This is a genomic window from Mesorhizobium sp. M1A.F.Ca.IN.020.03.2.1, from assembly GCF_004023205.1.
GTDB lineage: Bacteria > Pseudomonadota > Alphaproteobacteria > Rhizobiales > Rhizobiaceae > Mesorhizobium.
This window is the reverse complement of record NZ_RZSV01000007.1, coordinates 25,645-40,211: the sequence shown is the minus strand read 5'-3', so window position 1 is coordinate 40,211 and position 14,567 is coordinate 25,645. Positions and strand designations below refer to the sequence as shown.

Annotated in this window: 21 protein-coding genes; 18 read left to right on the top strand and 3 right to left on the bottom strand. The window is 62.7% G+C overall.

What is annotated here, in order from left to right; translation table 11 throughout:
• Positions 1 to 487: 487 nt before the first annotated feature.
• Positions 488 to 1,171 carry a S24 family peptidase gene (locus tag EOA79_RS02470; RefSeq protein WP_128292804.1) on the bottom strand — a complete coding sequence of 228 codons (684 nt, stop codon included), beginning with the start codon at positions 1,169 to 1,171 and terminating at the stop codon, positions 488 to 490.
• An 86-nt stretch (positions 1,172 to 1,257) separates the two neighbouring features.
• Here EOA79_RS02470 and EOA79_RS02465 point away from each other — a divergent pair, with 86 nt between their 5' ends.
• Positions 1,258 to 1,515 (top strand): hypothetical protein, encoded by a 258-nt coding sequence (locus EOA79_RS02465; RefSeq protein ID WP_128292849.1) that lies wholly within the window; start codon positions 1,258 to 1,260, stop codon positions 1,513 to 1,515.
• A 2-nt stretch (positions 1,516 to 1,517) separates the two neighbouring features.
• Here EOA79_RS02465 and EOA79_RS02460 read toward each other — a convergent pair whose 3' ends face one another.
• On the bottom strand, positions 1,518 to 1,754 hold the full coding sequence (locus tag EOA79_RS02460; RefSeq protein WP_128292803.1) for a hypothetical protein: 237 nt from the start codon (positions 1,752 to 1,754) through the stop codon (positions 1,518 to 1,520).
• A gap of 78 nt (positions 1,755 to 1,832) precedes the next feature.
• On the bottom strand, positions 1,833 to 2,081 hold the full coding sequence (locus EOA79_RS02455) for a hypothetical protein (RefSeq protein ID WP_127216202.1): 249 nt from the start codon (positions 2,079 to 2,081) through the stop codon (positions 1,833 to 1,835).
• Between the two features lie 184 nt (positions 2,082 to 2,265).
• Here EOA79_RS02455 and EOA79_RS02450 point away from each other — a divergent pair, with 184 nt between their 5' ends.
• From EOA79_RS02450 to EOA79_RS02375, 17 genes are all read left to right on the top strand, one after another.
• A complete protein-coding gene (locus tag EOA79_RS02450) occupies positions 2,266 to 2,721 on the top strand; it encodes a hypothetical protein (protein WP_127334875.1) in 456 nt (151 codons plus the stop codon).
• A complete protein-coding gene (locus tag EOA79_RS02445; RefSeq protein ID WP_128292801.1) occupies positions 2,718 to 3,344 on the top strand; it encodes a GcrA family cell cycle regulator in 627 nt (208 codons plus the stop codon). The genes EOA79_RS02450 and EOA79_RS02445 overlap by 4 nt, the downstream gene beginning before the upstream one ends.
• Positions 3,345 to 3,842 (top strand): hypothetical protein, encoded by a 498-nt coding sequence (locus EOA79_RS02440; RefSeq protein WP_128292800.1) that lies wholly within the window; start codon positions 3,345 to 3,347, stop codon positions 3,840 to 3,842.
• 15 nt (positions 3,843 to 3,857) lie between these two features.
• On the top strand, positions 3,858 to 4,193 hold the full coding sequence (locus EOA79_RS02435; protein ID WP_128292799.1) for a hypothetical protein: 336 nt from the start codon (positions 3,858 to 3,860) through the stop codon (positions 4,191 to 4,193).
• A gap of 63 nt (positions 4,194 to 4,256) precedes the next feature.
• A complete protein-coding gene (locus tag EOA79_RS02430) occupies positions 4,257 to 4,847 on the top strand; it encodes a hypothetical protein (protein WP_128292798.1) in 591 nt (196 codons plus the stop codon).
• Positions 4,844 to 4,975, top strand: a complete 132-nt coding sequence (locus EOA79_RS34030) for a hypothetical protein (protein WP_281060249.1) — start codon at positions 4,844 to 4,846, stop codon at positions 4,973 to 4,975. The genes EOA79_RS02430 and EOA79_RS34030 overlap by 4 nt, the downstream gene beginning before the upstream one ends.
• A 137-nt stretch (positions 4,976 to 5,112) precedes the next feature.
• Positions 5,113 to 5,700, top strand: a complete 588-nt coding sequence (locus tag EOA79_RS02425) for a response regulator transcription factor (protein ID WP_164893808.1) — start codon at positions 5,113 to 5,115, stop codon at positions 5,698 to 5,700.
• The gene (locus tag EOA79_RS02420; RefSeq protein ID WP_128292796.1) at positions 5,697 to 6,164 is read left to right on the top strand and encodes a hypothetical protein; all 468 of its coding nucleotides are present in this window, start codon (positions 5,697 to 5,699) and stop codon (positions 6,162 to 6,164) included. Before EOA79_RS02425 ends, EOA79_RS02420 begins: the two co-directional genes overlap by 4 nt.
• On the top strand, positions 6,161 to 6,355 hold the full coding sequence (locus tag EOA79_RS02415; protein ID WP_128292795.1) for a hypothetical protein: 195 nt from the start codon (positions 6,161 to 6,163) through the stop codon (positions 6,353 to 6,355). Before EOA79_RS02420 ends, EOA79_RS02415 begins: the two co-directional genes overlap by 4 nt.
• Positions 6,345 to 8,369: a DNA cytosine methyltransferase gene (locus tag EOA79_RS02410; RefSeq protein WP_128292794.1), complete on the top strand. Its 2,025-nt coding sequence runs from the start codon at positions 6,345 to 6,347 to the stop codon at positions 8,367 to 8,369. The genes EOA79_RS02415 and EOA79_RS02410 overlap by 11 nt, the downstream gene beginning before the upstream one ends.
• On the top strand, positions 8,366 to 9,778 hold the full coding sequence (locus EOA79_RS02405) for a DEAD/DEAH box helicase (RefSeq protein ID WP_128292793.1): 1,413 nt from the start codon (positions 8,366 to 8,368) through the stop codon (positions 9,776 to 9,778). Before EOA79_RS02410 ends, EOA79_RS02405 begins: the two co-directional genes overlap by 4 nt.
• Entirely contained in the window at positions 9,763 to 10,788 is a 1,026-nt protein-coding gene (locus tag EOA79_RS02400) for a DNA methyltransferase (protein WP_245489834.1), read from the top strand. Before EOA79_RS02405 ends, EOA79_RS02400 begins: the two co-directional genes overlap by 16 nt.
• The gene (locus EOA79_RS02395) at positions 10,785 to 11,012 is read left to right on the top strand and encodes a hypothetical protein (protein ID WP_128292792.1); all 228 of its coding nucleotides are present in this window, start codon (positions 10,785 to 10,787) and stop codon (positions 11,010 to 11,012) included. The genes EOA79_RS02400 and EOA79_RS02395 overlap by 4 nt, the downstream gene beginning before the upstream one ends.
• The gene (locus EOA79_RS02390) at positions 11,009 to 11,296 is read left to right on the top strand and encodes a hypothetical protein (RefSeq protein WP_128292791.1); all 288 of its coding nucleotides are present in this window, start codon (positions 11,009 to 11,011) and stop codon (positions 11,294 to 11,296) included. Before EOA79_RS02395 ends, EOA79_RS02390 begins: the two co-directional genes overlap by 4 nt.
• A complete protein-coding gene (locus EOA79_RS02385) occupies positions 11,293 to 12,129 on the top strand; it encodes a hypothetical protein (RefSeq protein WP_128292790.1) in 837 nt (278 codons plus the stop codon). The genes EOA79_RS02390 and EOA79_RS02385 overlap by 4 nt, the downstream gene beginning before the upstream one ends.
• Position 12,130: 1 nt before the next feature.
• Positions 12,131 to 13,255, top strand: coding sequence for a CHC2 zinc finger domain-containing protein (locus EOA79_RS02380; RefSeq protein ID WP_164893807.1), 1,125 nt, complete (start codon positions 12,131 to 12,133; stop codon positions 13,253 to 13,255).
• Entirely contained in the window at positions 13,252 to 14,547 is a 1,296-nt protein-coding gene (locus tag EOA79_RS02375) for an AAA family ATPase (RefSeq protein ID WP_128292787.1), read from the top strand. The genes EOA79_RS02380 and EOA79_RS02375 overlap by 4 nt, the downstream gene beginning before the upstream one ends.
• The last annotated feature ends 20 nt before the right edge of the window (positions 14,548 to 14,567 follow it).

Sequence of the window (14,567 nt, the reverse complement as noted above, 5' to 3'; positions counted from 1 at the left end):
GCATCTATCAGGAGCGGGATTAGGGCAACGGCGCATACCAGCGCACACGTCAGGCGCGGATGCTCGGCCAGCCAGTTGCAGGCGTGATCGAGGGCGGTATCGACCGGCTCGGCGGCCGCGACGGGGCGGCGATTTCGGGGTGATGTATTGGGCATCGGTGTCTCCTATGCCCATCACGATAAGCGGTTATCTTACCGCTCGTCAAGCCATTTCGGTAAAAAAACCGCCAAACACGCTCTGCCTCGCGCGCGGAAACGCTAACCCAGATTCGTAAGGCTGTGACGTAGAGGCTGCGTCAGCAGCCTGTCTGATACGTAGCGGGACACATCAACGGTGGAAGGTAGCGGGACACAGAATCGCTGGCGTGAAACCAGAGTCGTTTCACGTAGAGCTCTACGTCTAAAGGTAGAGATAATCACCAACCGGGTGCGCAAGAGCACGCGCGGATAAACCGCGCGCTTCGACGTGGTCAACTACCTCTGGAAAATTATTCTTTGCTGACAGCGTAGACGACACGACCGACGACTCGCACAGTGTCGTCCTCTCCGCCGTCGATCGGTATCGGTTCTTGGAACCTCGGATCGTTCGATTCGGGGAGCAGCCATATCTTGTCGTTTTCGTCTCGCCACAGTGTCTTGACCGTAGCTTCACGCAATCCGTCGGCACGTTCGCGCTCCACGATGTAGCGCTTCCCAAGCTCAAGGGCGGCGCCGGTCTCGATAAGATCGGTGAAGACCAGCACAGTCTTTTCCGGATAGCGCTTGTTCATCGAGGGGCCGCGCGTCTCGGCGGCATGCAGTCCGAACGCCCTGAGCGCCGGGTCATCAGGCACCGGGACGGAATAAACCTCGTCGTCCGACCATTCCCAAGTTTCAGCCCAGGCGCCAGCCTGCACAAAGCCGGTCACCTTGACGTGGCGTACGTCCTCGCTCTCGCCCGGTTCGTCGTCCGCCCGGTCGCCGAGCAGCCATGCCACGTTGGTGTCCAGCACAGGTGCGAGAGCTGCCAGCGTGTTCGTCGAGACGCCCTGGCGCGTGCCGTCTTTTGCGGCGCGCTGCATGTTGCGAATCGCATCCTTGCTGAGGCCTGCACGCGTGGAGGCCGCCGCAGCCGATAGGCCCAGCTCTGACAGACGGCTCTCAACCCGCTTTACGACATCCCTCAGTTCCATGGCGGTATTTTCACCGCACGGCGCTACTGACAAAAGCGGTAATAAGACCGTTGACAGCGGCGGTTATATTACCGCATAATTTGCGCATGATCGAAATTAAGCACCTCCTCGCCATCGTCGATGCATACCGCGCCGCCACTGGGGTCGAAGACACGACCGTCAGCCACCGCGTTTTCGACGACAGCAAGAAGATCGATGCGATGCGACGCGGTGGCGATATCACGCTCGGCCGCTTCAACTCGGCGGTGTTGTGGTTTTCCGAAAATTGGCCGGAAGGAGCGGAATGGCCGCTTGCGATCGCTCGGCCGGCCACGACGGCTCCGCAAAACGAGGCCGCAGAATGACCTCAGTGGCCGCCCTTCGCCAGGCTGACGCGCCCTTCGGCAAGCAGTTTGCGGAAGGTGTCGTTGCTCATCACGAAGTGGGCAACCGGCTCGGCTGCGGACTTTCGTTCCCCGTCCGCCGTCGAGAAACCGACAAGATGCACGACGCCCTCGTCGATAACGACTTTGACGTCGCGGAAAAACAGTGCTGGCTTCATGATCTCGACGCCCTGACGCGCTGGCCCCAAAGCACGCAGCATCAGCACCGGAGGGGCCGATCCGAAATTCTCGTTTCTGTGAATTGCACACGTTCTGTGCAGGATAGTTTCCAAGCGGTTTCACTGCTTGGCGCGGCCAACACGCCGGCCCTCCGAAACCAGGTTCCGGAATGTCTTTGCGGGCATGGCTATACGAGCCTGAAGTCTGGCCTGATGCTCCTGTCCGCCGAGCGGCGGCAGTTCGGTCCAAAGGAGCAGCCGAACGATATTTTCCTCGACGACCTGAATAGCGAACCCGGTCACGAAGAGACTGGGGAGCGGTTCGGGCTCGGTAAGCTTCGGCATTTCGCCGTGGCCGTCGGTCTTCATTTTTCGCATTCCTCGCCTTCAAGTTCGCGCGCTGTGTCACCTGTCCCGCGCGAGCGCCGGCTGCCCAAGGCCGGCAACATGGTGGGCCCCTCGCCTTGGCAACCTGGCTTGGTGGCCCACCCCTCTTTCCGTTCCGCTTGTTCATCGCAGTCTCCGCATTCCGTCGCTGGAAATGGAGATAGCAATGAACGACTCCAGTCGCGTGGAATCTTGCTCCAAGAACGCGGAATCGCGTTCCCCGGGCCAGAAGGGTCGCCGTATGATGTCTAGCGTTTCGGCGGCCCACGAGCTCACCCGCGGCCTTGGCGATCTTCTGGCGCCAGATTCACCCTGTAAGGTGAAGCTGGACCGTCTGTATCGCGAGCTCACGAAACGCTTGCCGAAGATCACGCGTCGCCGTGTGCGGGCGTTGTTCTTTGCGGAAGTGGCCCGCATCGATTACGAGGAAATGCTCGCGCTGAAAGAGCTGCGGGCCGAAGAGGAGCTAAAAGGTGCGAGACGCCAATTCGCCGCCAGCGCGATCGTTCTGGCCTCTCATTATGCCGAGATCGGTTCGACGGTGGATCGCGACGCGCTGCTTGAAATGGGCAGACGCCACGGCTCGATGGATCTATCCGGAAATGGGAGAGGCTCTCGATGAGCGATCTCCCAAACTGGAAGACGATCCCAGCAGCTGATCGCGACCAGCTTCTTCGCGATTTTTGCGCGAAGGGTTTCAGCGCCGCCAAAATCGCCGGCAAGTTCGCTGAGGCCAGCCGCAGCGCCGTCATTGGACGAGCCTACAGGCTGAAGCTGCACCTCAACGGCAGCGCGGAACGGAAGGGCAAGACCGGCCGGCCGAAGAAGGATGCTTCACCACGGGCGAAGGTGGCGAAGCCAAAGGCGAAGAAGCAATCGCCTCGGGTCGCCGAAGCCACGTCGTGGCGCGGTGCCAATAACCCTCACCATGCTGATATCAAGGCGCGCGCCGAGCAGCGCGCCGCCTCCCCCGGATTGCCGGCACATCTCGTGGCCGGCGAGGCGAGCAAGCCGATCGAGACGCCCGACCTAGGCGTTCCAGCCCCGCGCAACCTCAAGCTCGTCGAGCTCACCGAACGCACCTGCAAATGGCCGCACGGCGATCCGCAAGCGGAGAACTTCGCTTTTTGCGGGAACGATGCCGCCGAAAGCGGGCCGTACTGCAAATACCACGCCCGACTGGCCTTCATCCCCGCCACCGTCCGTCAACGCGCCAGCCTTCGCTCGGCAGAAAGGATTTCGTGAATGGCAAAGATCCATGCCGGCTCGAACACAGCCACCGACCAGGAGGCAAGCAGCTTTGTTCAAGAAATGAACCGGATCGAAGAAGACCGCGAGAACCGGCTTCATCAGATCGACGTGGAATTCAAGGCCAAGAAATTGGCGGTGAACCAGTCGGCCAACGCCGAGATCAAGGCGCAGCTCGAGGACGCCAAAAAGGTCGGCCTCGCCAAGGGCACGCTCAAGCTGATCGTCAACGAGAACAAGGCGCTGCGTAAGGCTCAGGAGACGCTGGACCGGCGTCAGGAACTCGCCAACGACCGTCTGAACGATCTGGAGAGCGCGGAGAAGGATCGCGCTGTCTCAATCATCAAGGATCTGGGCGACGACTTCGCCGGCTTCGGCCTCGGCGCCGCGGCTGTCGAACGCGAAGCGGCCAAGCCAGGCAACGGCGCTGACCCTATCGCGACCGCCGCGCAGAAGGCGTGGGAAGGCGAAGACGCTGCCGGCGCGAAACACTGATCCGAGGGCAACAGCATGAACATCTTCAACAGTATCGTCGCGGATGAGTATGCGGGCGACACGCGTCTCGGCAATCCGTCCAAGGATTATGCCGCTCACCGGCGGCGCATGAACGCCATGGCGACCATGACCATGAGCGACGGGTTCCGCATACCGCCCAGGGGTCCGAAGCTTTCCAAGGGCGGCAAGACGCGGCGTGAACTGGAGGCACCATTGAAGGCGGTCTTCCAGCGCAATCTCGCTGCCGAGGTCGCCTTCCGTGAGCAGGCGAAGCGCGATGGCATGGGTATCGCCGCGATCAACCGCGCGATCGAGAAACGCCAGCATTTGAAGCAGGCGCGCCACCAGTAGGCCGCTTATCGACCAGCCCGGGACAGTAGCGGGCACCACTCTTTTCCCCAAGGGATCGCCCCGATGCTGATCACCGGTTTGGACATCGCTTCGACAAGCGGCGTCTCCTTCGTCGAGCCGTCGCGGCCGTCGTCGACATGGCATTGCCTCGCCATTGAGGCCGAGGGTGACGGCGCCTGGGCGAAAATCGACGACTTCGATTGCGCGCTGCGGCCGTTGCTCGCCGACCGGCGCCCCGACCTCGCCGTGATTGAGCGGCCTCTCGGCGTCGTCGTGGACTACGGCGGAGGCGATCAGTCAGGCGGCGACCGTCGCATGATCAATGCGACAACCACGATCACGCTTGCCGCCCTCGCCGGCGCCGCGATCGGGATCCTCAACAGCCTGTCCATTCCGTGGGTGATGATCGCCGACAAGACATGGAGGTCGGCTTACTACGGGAAAGGCTACAAGCCGGCTGTGAACTGGAAGGTATCGGCGGTCGACGCCGCCGAGCGCCAGGGCATCGTCCTGCCACCATCGAAGAAGGCCGCGCACGACGCCGCCGAGGCTGTGGGGATCGCCGTGGCATGGCGGTCCGCGAACTTCATCCCGGTCCGGCATCAAAAGGCGTTCATGGACCTCCGGCTCGGCAACGGGAGGGCAGTGGCATGAGGGCGCGCCCATCCAACAGCCGCGAGCGCGGTTGCCACTCGCTCGGTAAGGCGCTGTCGGCCGGCCTGCTTATCGCCGCGATTGCCTTCGTGATCTTCGCGGCATGCGGGGGCCTCGTCCACAAATGAAGCGCGTCATTGTCTCCGCTCCAAGCGGGGAGATCGAAACCGAGCTTTGCTCCGCTGCCGAACAAGCCGGCTTTGAATGCGACGGCGAGCCACTCCCACAGGGTCTCTGTAGCGCCCTATTCCGCGATCCCGATGCCATGGGCGTCATCCGGGCCGCAAACGCCGCCTACGCAGTGGCGACCTGCAGAGAGTTTCGTCAGGCCGAGGTTAAGAACGTCCTGTTCGTGCTGCTCGACCAAGCAAAATGGGAGGATGGCTGCGCTGGACCCATTCTCCGGGCCGGCGCCGACGACGTCCAACCGGCACCGATCCACGCCGACGAGTTCGTCGCCAGGCTGAAGGCGCTGGCGCGCCGCGGCACCTACAACGACCACCTCTTCATCAAGATGCCGGGATGCGTCTTCGATGCCGAAACCGGCCATGCCGAAAGCGGAACCCGCCGCGCTCACCTCACAGGGACCGAGGCCAAGCTGCTCGCCACGCTCGCGCTCGATCCCGCCAAGGTCCGCACCAAGGCCGATCTCATGGATCACATGTACGGCGACGAGGATGGCGGTCCGGAGATCAAGATCATTGACGTGCTGGTCTGCAAGCTCCGCCGCAAGCTGATCGAGATGAACGGCGGATTGGACGTCATCCGGACCGTCTGGGGCAGAGGGTATCAGTTCGAGCCGGCCGGCTTCGTTCCGGATTATCGCGACGGCCGTTCCCGGAGGTCTAGATGAGCCGGCCCGTGCGCGATATCGTCGGCGAATGCCTGAGACGCGAGCGCTACGGTCTTATCCGGCCGCTCTGGACCGAGGCTGACGACGACAGCCGGGAGGAGGTCCGGCGCCGCGCCGACCACCTGATCCGGCTGCTTTCCGACTATGGCGTTGACCTAGTCCAGCGCAACGTCGTGCCGCCGGCCCCGCCGACAAGCCAGACCATCATCGCAAACCAGGTCGTCGGTCAGCCCGACACGATGCGCGAGGTCCGCGCGGTCGACGGCAAGTTCGCCATCGTCGCCGTGAAGGCCGGCGCCGCGACCGTCGAGCAAACGTTCTCGCTTAACGAGGCCATGCTCAACGAGGGCTTGGTGCTGGCCGGCGACCCGGCCGCGAAGACCATCAAGGATCTCGGGCGGCAGCTGGCCGCGACGGCCGCCATTTACCGGCTGAACGCCGCCGGTCTCGGAGGCGGCAAGTGACAGGCCTGCTCTCCACCGCCTCCCGCGCGCTCGAAGAGATGGTCGACAGCACCGCCGACTGGGCGGTCGAGCTTTTGCGTCGCACAGCCGCCGAGATGAGCCATGCGCTCGACCGGGACGCGATGCGCGACGTCGAGGGCGCCGAAGAGTGGCGCGATGTGAAATCAAAGGAGAACCGGTATGCAGGCTGAGCTTCCGCTCATCGTCGATAGTTTTGCGGGCGGCGGCGGTGCCTCGACCGGCATAGAGATGGCCCTCGGGAGATCGCCTGACATCGCCATCAACCATTCCGCCGATGCGCTCGCCATGCACATGGTGAACCATCCGGAGACGCTGCATCTCGATTCGAACATCTGGGATGTCTCACCGGCAGAGGTGTGCAAGGGACGCCGCGTCGGTCTCTTCTGGGCATCGCCCGACTGCAAGCATTTCTCAAAGGCGAAAGGCGGCAAACCGCTCGACCGCAACATCCGAGACCTCGCATGGGTGGTCGTGCGCTGGGCGGAGGAGGTGAAGCCCGACGTCATCATCCTCGAGAACGTCGAGGAGTTCGTCACCTGGGGCCCTCTTTACGAAGACGGCAAGCCGATCGTCGAGCTGCGCGGCCACACCTTCGAGGAATGGACACGAAGGCTGAAGCGTGCCGGCTACAAGGTCCAGTGGCGCGAGTTGCGCGCCTGCGACTATGGAGCGCCCACGATCCGCAAGCGCTTCTTCATGATCGCTCGCCGTGACGGGAAGCCGATCATCTGGCCAGCCCGCACCCATGGCGATCCGAAGAAGCCGGAAGATGCCAAGCTGATCGACAACGGCGTTCTGAAGCCGTGGCGGACCGCCGCCGAGATCATCGATTGGTCACTGCCCTGCCCTTCGATCTTCGATACCGCTGAGGAGATTTGGGAGAAGTTCGGCGTTCGCGCCGTTCGCCCGTTGGCCGATGCCACGATGCGCCGGATCGCTCGCGGCGTCGTTCGGTACGTGCTGGAAGCGAAAAGCCCCTTCATTGTCCGCACCGACATGGCCAGCGCTGCAAAGCGCAACGGCGTCAACAGCCTCGATGAGCCGATACGGACCCAGACAACGGCCGGCAGCCACGCGCTTGTCGCTCCGGTGGTGACCTATGCCCAGCAAGGTGGCGGCAATCGGCAGGCAGACGAGCCAATCCACACCATTACCGCCAGCCCGAAAGATCAAAACGCCCTCATCGTGCCGTCGTTCGTCGGCTGTGGAGGCCGTGCCGGGCAGAGCGCGCCACGCGGGGGCGACGAGCCGGCCGGGACGATGACAGCAAAGGCCGACGGCTGCGTTGTCGCCGCTCATCTGACTAAGTTCCAGTCGAATTCGACGGGCTCGGAACTCGACGAACCGACCCCGACCATCACCGCCAACAGCTACATCAAACGGCCCGGCGGTGCCGCTCCGATCGGCTTGGTGACCGGCTATCTGGTGCCCAGGTACGGCGAGCGTGACGGTCAGGATCCCCGCGTGCGGTCGGTCGAAGAACCGGCGCCTGTCATCGTGCCCGATGGCAACGGTGGCAGCCTAGCCGCCGTCCACCTTTCCCGCTTCACTCAGAACGGCGTCGGATCAGCCGCCGACGAGCCTGTTGATACGGTCATGGCAGGCGCACCGAAGTTCGGCGTCGTAGCGGCGTTCATGGCGCAGCACAATTCCGGCAATGACGGCCATGACGCTCGGAAGCCGCTCTCGACGTTGACCGGTGGCGGTCAGGGCGGCGTCTCGCAGCAGGGCATCGTTGCTGCGCACATGATGCGGCAGTTCGGGACGTCTGTCGGGCACGAGATGGGCGAGCCGACACACACCGACACTGCCACCGTCAACAAGTCGGCGTTGATCTCCGGCTTCCTCACCAAGTATTACGGAGAGGCCCTCCCAAATCAGGCGCTCGACGAGCCTGTCCACACGGTCACGACGAAGCCTCGCCACGGCGTTGTTACCGTCGATATCGACGGCCAGACCTACGCGATCGCCGACATCGGCATGCGTATGCTCACGCCGCGCGAACGGTTCCGCGCCCAGGGTTTCCCCGACACTTACATCATCGACCGCCGCGCCGACGGCACCCCGATCACCGCGACCGTTCAAGGCTCGTGCTGCGGCAACAGCGTCTGTCCGCCACTCGCCGAGGCCCTCGTCGCCGCAAATTGCAATCACATGGCTGTGCAGCGCGAGGCCGCAGAATGACCGCCTACCTCGATTTCCTCCGCGCCAAGATGAAGGTCGCCGAAGCGACCGGATTCGAGGTCGACGACCCGACGCCACGCGCCGCCAAGGCCTTCCAACGCGATCTGGCTAAATGGTCGCTACGCAAGGGCCGATCGGCGATCTTCGCCAACACGGGGCTGGGTAAGACCCTCATGCAACTGTCGTGGTCTGATGCAGTCGAACGCCATGCCGGCGGCCGGGTTCTGGTGCTGACGCCCCTGGCTGTCGCCCAACAGACAGTCGGCGAGGCATCGAAATTCGATATCGACGGTGTGCGGTATGCCGCCACGGAGGCGACTGCTGACAGCCGCATCGTCGTGACCAATTACGACCGGTTCGAGCGCTTCAACGTCGACGACTTCGCCGCGATCGTTCTCGACGAGTCCAGCATCATCAAGGCGCACGACAGTAAGACCAAGGCAATGCTGATCGATGCGTGCCGAAAGACGCCTTTCCGGTTGTGTTGCACCGCGACGCCAGCGCCGAACGACTGGACCGAACTCGGCAACCATTCCGAGTTTCTCGGCGTCATGACCGAAAAGGAAATGCTGGCGACGTTCTTTGTGCATGACGGCTCGGTGCGCGCGAACGATGCCGGCGGCGACGGCTGGCGCCTCAAGCGGCACGCCATAGGTGCGTTCTGGCAATGGGTATCGACCTGGGGCGCGATGATCCGGTCGCCGGCAGATATCGGCTACGACGAGCCCGGGTATGACCTGCCGCCGCTCCACTACCACCAGATTACGGTTCCCGCACAGTATGACCGGCCAGCAAACGGCATGTTGTTCCCGGTCGCGGCGTCGACGCTGCAGGAGCGCATCGGCGTTCGGCGTGAGACGGTCGGCGACCGCGTCTCTGCCGCCGCCAAGATCGTCAATGCCGCTCCTGATCGTCCCTGGCTGGTCTGGTGCAACCTCAACGCCGAAAGCGAAGCTCTCACCAAGGCGATCCCGGACGCCATTGAGGTTAAGGGATCGGATCATCCGGACTTGAAGGCGGAACGGCTGATCGGGTTTACCGAAGGTCGATATCGCGTTCTTGTCTCGAAACCGTCGATCGCCGGGTTCGGCATGAACTTCCAGCGATGCGCCGACATGATCTTCGTCGGGCTCAACGACAGTTTCGAGCAGCTTTACCAGTCCGTACGCCGGTGCTGGCGTTTCGGCCAAGAGAAGCCCGTTAACGTTTACATGGTGGCGTCCGAGCTTGAAGGCGCCGTCGTAGCCAATCTGCGGCGCAAGGAACTCGCCTACGAGGCGATGTCAGCCGCAATGGCCGAGCACATGCGCGACCTCACGCGCCAGTCCGTCGCCATGCGCGACGATTGTGCCGCAAATTCGATTTCCCCATTCGAGAAGATGGAACTGCCGCAATGGCTGACAGCATGACGCCCTACATTATGGATCAGGCCAGCGGCCCAGACTGGCACCTCTACCACGGCGATTGCGTCGACGTCGTGCGCGGGCTGCCGGAAAACTCGCTGCATTACACGATATTCTCGCCGCCGTTCGAGAGCCTATACACGTTCTCCGACGATCCTCGCGACATGTCGAACTGCAGGGACAGCGAGACGTTCTGGACGCATTTCCGGTTCCTCATAGTCGAGTTGTACCGCGCGACGATGCCGGGGCGCCTCGTCTCGATCCATTGCATGCAGTTGCCGACCTCGAAACTGCGCGACGGCTATATCGGATTGCGCGACTTCCGCGGCGAGATCATCCGGGAGTTTCAGCAGGCCGGGTTCATCTACCATTCCGAGACCTGCATCCGGAAAGACCCTGTTTCGGCGATGCAGCGCACCAAGGCGATCGGCCTGCTGCACAAGCAGGTCGTGAAGGATTCCTCACTGTCGCGCTGCGCTGTTGCCGACTATGTGGTCGACCTCCGCAAGCCTGGTGAGAACCCGGAGCCGATCGCCGGGGCGCTGGCCGAATACCATGGCGACGACATGAGCGACGCCGAGCACGATCAGCTTGTGCGGCGCGATTTCAAGCCAGAGGGCGGCCGGCGATGGGAAGACCACAAGTCGATTATGGTCTGGCAGCGCTATGCGGAGCCGGTCTGGACCGACATCGCACAGTCGGACGTGCTGAGCCATCGCGTCGCCCGCGTCGAGGCCGACGAGCGCCATATTTCGCCGCTGCAGCTGACCGTGATCAGGCGCCGCGTCGACCTCTATAGCAACCCTGGCGACGTCGTCTTCAGTCCGTTCGCCGGCATAGGCTCGGAGCTTTACGTCGCTATTGAACTGGGCCGGCGCGGCCTCGGCGCGGAGATCAAGCAGAGCTATTTCCGGCAAGCCGTCGACAATCTGCGGTCGGCTCAACAGCGCGTCCTTGGCCTATCCCTGGTTGATGCGCCATCGATCGAGCCAACCATTGCCGAGGTTGGCCCATGATCCTCGATTTCACCAAGGAGGTCGCCGAGATCATGAAGGCGGTCGACCCATTCGAACCGAACAACACGCTCCAGCAGAAGGTCGAATTGCACATCAGCATGATCCTGGCCGGCGTGTACGGCCGTGGCATGGAGTTCGAGCGTCGTCGCGTCCTCGATATCATCTCCCGCAAGGCGCTCAACGCCGCCGAGCTGCGCGCCGAGATCACGAGGCCGTTGCGATGAACTCGGCAGAGGTCAAGGCGGTCCCGGTCAGCAATGGCTACGAGGGCCACTTCAAGAAAATTCACCGCTCCGAATGGGAGCCCGTCTGCGAAAACGGCATTGCCCAGCTGTTCGATACCGAGGAACAGGCGGAGGTGGCGGCGTATCGCGCCCTCATGAAGCACATCTTCGGTGACATCGTCCGCGACGGCGAGAAAGCATCCACGGCGCTCAGCGAAGCCGAGGAGAAGTTCGGTAAGCTGCTGCGCGGCGGCGGCAAGACCGTCAAGGTGGTGCGGCGATGACGCGCCTCATTCGAGTGTTTCCCCGCAAGACCAAGGCATCCCCAGACGATGCGCTCGCCTATTTCGGCCCCCCAGACCTTTTTGCAGAGGCCGACGAAGTGCACATCTCTGTGACTTTCACCGCCGACAAGGAAATTGCTGAGCGCCTGGCCGAGCAATGGCGATACGTTGCCCCAGTCAAGATTGGTGGTGTGGCTTATGAAGATGCCAGTCTCGAATTCATCCCGGGCCGCTACATAAAACCGGGATACACGATCACCTCTCGCGGTTGCCCTCGCCGTTGCTGGTTTTGCGACGTGCACCGAAAATGGCCCACGGTGAACGTTCTGCCGATCCATGAAGGGTGGAACATTCTCGACGACAATCTGCTTGCGGCGCCCCGCGATCATGTTGAGGCCGTCTTTGCTATGCTGCGGCACCAAAACCGACGCGTCGAGTTCACCGGCGGGTTGGAAGCGCTGGCCCTGCAAGACTACCAGGTCGATCTTTTGGCGAGCTTGCGGCCGCGTCCCAACATGTTTTTTGCATATGACCCGGGCGATGCCTTCGAGACATTGGTGAGCGCGGCCGACCGCCTGCTTGAGGCTGGCTTCACGGCAGAATCTCACCGCATGCGGGTTTACGTTCTCATCGGCTTCCCGAAAGACACTTTCGATCTTGCTGAAGCTCGGCTGCGGCAGATGTTGTCGATCGGCTTCACGCCACACGCCATGCTTTGGATGCCTACGAAGCCATCGCAGGAGAAATGGCGACCGGCTCCGGAATGGCGAGCGTTCCAACGCCGTTGGGCGAGACCAGCAATCATCCATGCAAAGGCTGGGGTCGACCGATAGCATGTCCAGACGCATCGATCCGACAGAACTGGACGACTTGAAGTCGCGCACGCTGCTTTCCAGCGTGTTCGAAAAGTATGGCGTCAAATCTCGGGGCAGCAAAAAGGCCAAATGGGCGGTCTGCTGCTTTCATGCCGAAAAGTCCGGCAGCCTGAAGATCAACGACGATCGCGGGACATATTGGTGTTTCGGCTGCGGGGCCAAGGGCGATCATTTCAGCGTGTTGCAGGAGCTTGGCGGCAAGACCTTCATGGAAGCCGTCGAGGTGCTTGGCGGGGTCCGCCTCATCACTGCCGAGGAGCGGCACGCTATCGAGGTCCGTAATAAGGAATGGGAGGACGAGGAGCGCAAGGCCGTCGAGCGGACGCGCAAATCGATCACGCATACCTTCACGACCGGCAAGCCGATCGCCGGCACCCACGTCGCAGCCTACCTTCAGGAAACCCGCGGTCTTCGTGTTGGCAAGTCCTGGACCTTCGATCTCCGCTTCATTCCGGATCTCGTCTACCGTGGCTTCGCCTCTCCGGATGCCGAGGAATCGGTCGAGCTCGGCGCGTTCCCGGCGATGGTTGCCGCGATCCGCGCGCCCAGCGGCGACATCATCGGGCTGCATCGTACCTATCTGGATCGCGACGCCCCGAAGAAGCTTACGCCGCCCGGCGATCAACGCCGCAACAAGGCAAAGAAGGTGCTGGGCGAGCAGCGCGGCGGTTATATCCGGCTCTCCCCTGATGCATCGCGCCTCGCCACCGGCGAAGGCATCGAGACCTCGCGCGCATGGCTCGAGCTCGGCTACGGCGGCGATGACGTGGCCGTCGGCGCCGCGGTGTCGCTCGGCAACCTGTCGGGCGGTTCGATGGGCTCCATGGAGCATCCCGACGATCCCGCGAAGCGTATCCCGAACGGCGTCCCCGACATGGATCGGCCGGGCATGCTGCTGCCGGCTTGCGTGCGCCAGCTCATCCTGCTCGGCGATGGCGACAGCGATCCCGCTATGACGCGGGCGCGCCTTCTCGTCGGCGGACGTCGGTTCCGCAATCTCGGGATCGGCGTTTCGATCACGATGGCTCCGGCCGGCCACGACTTCGCGGACCTCCTCCTCCAGGATGTCGGGGCGAACCCATGACGGTGGCGCCAACGATCCAGTCTTTCGATGAGTTCGAGGCCGCCACGGTCGAGGCTTTGAAACCGCCCTTCCGTTCGAAGTTCGGTCTCATCCGGTGGGAAGACCAGAACGCCAGGAGCGCACGGCCGTATGAGTTTCAGGTGCAGGACCTGTTGCCACGCCGTGAAACCGTGCTGTGGTTCGGTGAAAGCCAGTCCGGCAAGTCGTTCTCCGCCTTTGACGCCGGCATCCATGTCGCCGCTGGCATGGCCTACCAAGGGCGCCGCACGCTGCGCGGCGGTGTGGTCTATTGCTGTGTCGAGAAGGGCCACGGCGCCCGCAACCGCATGCAGGCCTTCCGCCAGTTCTATGACCTGCCGATCGAGGATTTCCCCTTCGCGGTGACGACACGGCGCTTCGATATCTTCTCCGAGGAAAGCACGGTCGACGAGCTCGCGGCTGAGTGCATCGAGATTGCGAAGAAATGGAGCTATTCGCTCGATGTCGTCGTCATCGACACCCACGACAAGGCGACGCCTGGTGCCTCCGAGATCGACAAGAAGGATGTCTCCACCATCCTGAAACGCTACGAGCGTCTCCGCGACCTCACCGGGGCCGCCGTCTGGGTGATCGGCCATTCCAACTCGTTCGGCTCCGCGCGCGGCTCCCTCGTCCTCTACAACGCCATCGAAACCGTCATCAGCATTTCGGTGATGAAGGATAAGCAGCTCGGCGAGTTTCGCGACGCCAACAACCGGGTGATCCGGCAGGCCAAAGTGATGAAGCAGTCGGAGGGTGAAGCCGGCTTCAGTTGGAAGTTCGTCTTGCCCGCCGTCGAGATCGACCGCAACGACTATGGCGAGCCGGTGACCTCGTGCGTGGTGACGCCGCCGGCGAAGGAAGAGGGTGAGGTCGTCGACAAGGGTTTCAAGGCGAGTTCGAACGACGCATCGTTCTTGAAGGCGCTGCTTTCCGCCCTGGCAGACAAAGGTCAGGCGCCATCTCCGATGATGGCGCTCCCGCCATCGATCACGCGCGTCGTCGACTATGAGCACGTCAAGGAGGCCTACAAGAAACTCAATCCGGACGACGGCAACGACGCCGTGGCTTGGCGAGGGCGTCTGAAGCAGGGGCTGCGCCGCGCCCGCGAACGGCTATCTGATCATCGCATCATTGGGGTGAACGATACGCTCATGTGGATCACCGGCAAACCAGTGCGCGGGATCATCAGACCGTCCACAAACAGGCCATCAGAGCCCGAACCATCGGCCGGCATGAATGATGTGATGGCAGACGGAGACATCCAGCTGTGACGCGCTCCAGACACGCTAGG